Origin of the sequence: Dyella sp. AD56 (genome assembly GCF_002878475.1) — a bacterium.
GTDB lineage: Bacteria > Pseudomonadota > Gammaproteobacteria > Xanthomonadales > Rhodanobacteraceae > Dyella.
The window spans coordinates 1-2,525 of the sequence record NZ_NRDP01000048.1 but is presented as its reverse complement, the minus strand read 5'-3'; the positions used below and the strand labels follow the sequence as shown (position 1 = coordinate 2,525).

Sequence of the window (2,525 nt, the reverse complement as noted above, 5' to 3'; positions counted from 1 at the left end):
CTTACATCGAATCGTTCAACGGGCGCTTGCGCGATGAATGCCTCAACGAGCACTGGTTTCCCAGCCTGCTTCACGCACGCACCGAGATCGAAACCTGGCGCCGGGAATACAACGAAGAACGACCCAAGAAGGCTTTGGGCGGGCTCACGCCCGCCGACTATGCGAAGCAGCTAAAGTGACACTGGGCTCTAATTCGTCCCGCTACTGAAAGCGGGGGGACGTCGGGAACACAACATGAAGGCCTAGCGCAACCAAAGCCCCATACCTATTGAGGTTCAGAAGTATGGACATGAGCACCGCCATGTACCACACACCAATAACCAGCGACTTTCGAAACGTTGCTCGCGGCGCGATCCGGCCCACGTTTCGCTGACCGATTCTCATGGAAAGCAACTGTGCCGGGGTACCGATTACAAGCGCAACTACGAGACCAGGCACCTTGGGGCCGGAAAATCCCTGTGCCCATTGCCGTATCGGGCCCATGAAGTCGTATAGCCAAAAGCTGATGGCGGCGAGGATGGTCAAGAAGATAGCGAACAGCCAAGTTGCCACGAGCAATATGGCCTTGGATCTGCGGCCATCCGCGTTATCGAGTGCTCCTATCGACGTGCACTGGATAAACAGGTAGTCCAGTGCCTGCCTAACCTTGAGAACCATATCTCCCCCTGCTGCATTCAACACTCAGGTCTGCTTTGGGTCGAAAGCGGACGCTTAACTGCCTCTATTTCGGCTTCTAGCCTCCAACCTTCAACAGCGGCGGCGGGGTGGCGCGAAGGCGGAGCACCGATTGTTCAAACGCGCGAAATATCAGGAGGGCGCCGATCGCACCGACAATGCACTCAACGAAAAGGCAGGCACTGGCGAGATAGAAAAGAGTCCAGCGAGCCGGCGAATTTGGCTGCAGAAAGTATGTCGTGACCTGAAATGCCCCATACACCAATCCGAAGACTTGGCCTGTCGCCGCCACAAGCAGGGACCTGTGTCCGATCCTCCGATAGGTCCGAATCTGAAGAAATAGCAGAAATGCGCCAGTAAGAAGCGCCAGCAGGACTCCATTCCAAGCTATCGAATGCGCAATCTGCGTTCCGGTCAGTTCCATCCCCCCTCCTTTAGACATTGCCAATAGGGTCCGCTATGGGTCGAAAGCGGACCTCCTAATCGTACGAATTTCTTGGAGGAGAACGTTATAGGCCACCAATAAGGGCGCTAGCTATAACGCTTCCGACAAAGACGAGCACAAAGCCCGCAAATGCGAGAACGAAGCGCACGCTCACCTTCTTGAGTCTGAGCGTATCCGAGTTGAGCCCACTCTCATGGGCCTTTAGTTGCCAAAGAAACTCGGCCTTTCTTGAGAGCGCGCTGGGTGAGCCTACCTTGGCGTACACGTCCGGGTAGCCTTCCCTTAGCCGAAAGATAAGCATCGTGCAGGTTATCCACGAACCTATCAGTGAAACGATCGCGCCTATCCAGAGCAAAGCCAGCACAAACGTCGGCATCCACCCCTCCTACTGCACCGAATTTCTCAGCTTGTATCTGAGTATAAGCTTCGGGTGGCGGCATCAACCGGTCCATGCAACACACTAACGACCGTGCAAGCAGCAGGAGTATTGCATCGACCGGTTGAGACCGCCGTCGAAAACAGACCTTACGATGGCGACCTAGTCTTCTCCGCCAAGCAAAATTGACCGAACAACTTTGTACTCTTCGACCCTTGCATAGTCTCGCTCTGTCGGTTCGGCTATCCGCGATAGATCCATGTTCTCCGCGTTGTCGGCGAGCTTCACCAAGCGTGCGATGGGATCTTGCTTTGCCCTGTGTGCCGCGTCGATCCGAGATTCGCCCTGTCGTTTCGTTAGAGCATCGACAGCGGATATGACTTCCGGTGGGAAACCCTCCGCTCTGAGAGAGTCCAGTGTCACGCTGGAGTCCTCGACAACATCGTGAAGTACCGCGGCCATCCTCTCTGTCGACGTGCTCATGCGAAGCATCACGCGAATCGGATGCAGAATGTAAGGGTGCCCAGCCTTGTCGACTTGGCCGGCGTGGGCCTCAGCCGCTATCGCTATTGCGCGTTCAAGCGTCGCCATGTGTTCCCCGTCAAGTCAAATACGTGATCATCCCTGAAGTCCGTTTAGGATCGAAAACGGACCTGCCAACGGTACTTGGAATTGCTGAACTGTACGCCATGCTTTAGCGAGAACTCCGAGTCAAAACTGCGCGGGTCTGGATGAGAGACGACACGAGTTGCCGGAGTATCAACTGCCTGAATCGCCCCGGGATTGGTGGAGGCTCCAACTCTTGAGAAGATGGAGCCATGAAGAAGTCAAACAAGTTCTCACCTGAGATCCGTGAGCGCGCTGTGCGCATGGTGCAAGAGCATCGCGGAGAGTATCCGTCGCTGTGGGCGGCGGTCGAATCGATTGCCCCGAAGATTGGCTGCGTGCCGCAGACGTTGCTGGAATGGATCAAGCGTGAAGAGGTCGATACCGGCGTACGTCCTGGCGTGACCAGCAGCGAGACGCAAC

4 protein-coding genes and 1 pseudogene are annotated in these 2,525 nt (G+C 55.8%); 2 read left to right on the top strand and 3 right to left on the bottom strand.

Annotated elements, in window-relative coordinates:
• Positions 1 to 179: integrase core domain-containing protein (locus DyAD56_RS23435; RefSeq protein WP_146010579.1), on the top strand; the 179-nt coding region annotated here is incomplete at its 5' end.
• A gap of 554 nt (positions 180 to 733) precedes the next feature.
• On the opposite strand, the gene DyAD56_RS23425 is transcribed toward DyAD56_RS23435, so the two are convergent.
• The 3 genes from DyAD56_RS23425 to DyAD56_RS23415 all read right to left on the bottom strand — a co-directional run bounded on the left by DyAD56_RS23425 (position 734) and on the right by DyAD56_RS23415 (position 2,087).
• Complete coding sequence (locus DyAD56_RS23425) at positions 734 to 1,099, bottom strand: hypothetical protein (RefSeq protein WP_102305245.1); 366 nt, start codon at positions 1,097 to 1,099, stop codon at positions 734 to 736.
• Between the two features lie 85 nt (positions 1,100 to 1,184).
• A complete protein-coding gene (locus DyAD56_RS24420) occupies positions 1,185 to 1,496 on the bottom strand; it encodes a hypothetical protein (protein ID WP_102305244.1) in 312 nt (103 codons plus the stop codon).
• 162 nt (positions 1,497 to 1,658) lie between these two features.
• The gene (locus DyAD56_RS23415; protein ID WP_102305243.1) at positions 1,659 to 2,087 is read right to left on the bottom strand and encodes an HD domain-containing protein; all 429 of its coding nucleotides are present in this window, start codon (positions 2,085 to 2,087) and stop codon (positions 1,659 to 1,661) included.
• 227 nt (positions 2,088 to 2,314) lie between these two features.
• Between DyAD56_RS23415 and DyAD56_RS23410 the strand changes: the two are divergent.
• A pseudogene (locus DyAD56_RS23410) lies at positions 2,315 to 2,525 on the top strand (IS3 family transposase); the annotation flags it as partial.

Bases quoted from the DNA above. Each gene is read 5' to 3' on its own strand.
- DyAD56_RS24420 (WP_102305244.1), bottom strand. From the start codon at position 1,496: ATGCCGACGTTTGTGCTGGCTTTGCTCTGGATAGGCGCGATCGTTTCA.
- DyAD56_RS23415 (WP_102305243.1), bottom strand. From the start codon at position 2,087: ATGGCGACGCTTGAACGCGCAATAGCGATAGCGGCTGAGGCCCACGCC.
- DyAD56_RS23425 (WP_102305245.1), bottom strand. From the start codon at position 1,099: ATGGAACTGACCGGAACGCAGATTGCGCATTCGATAGCTTGGAATGGA.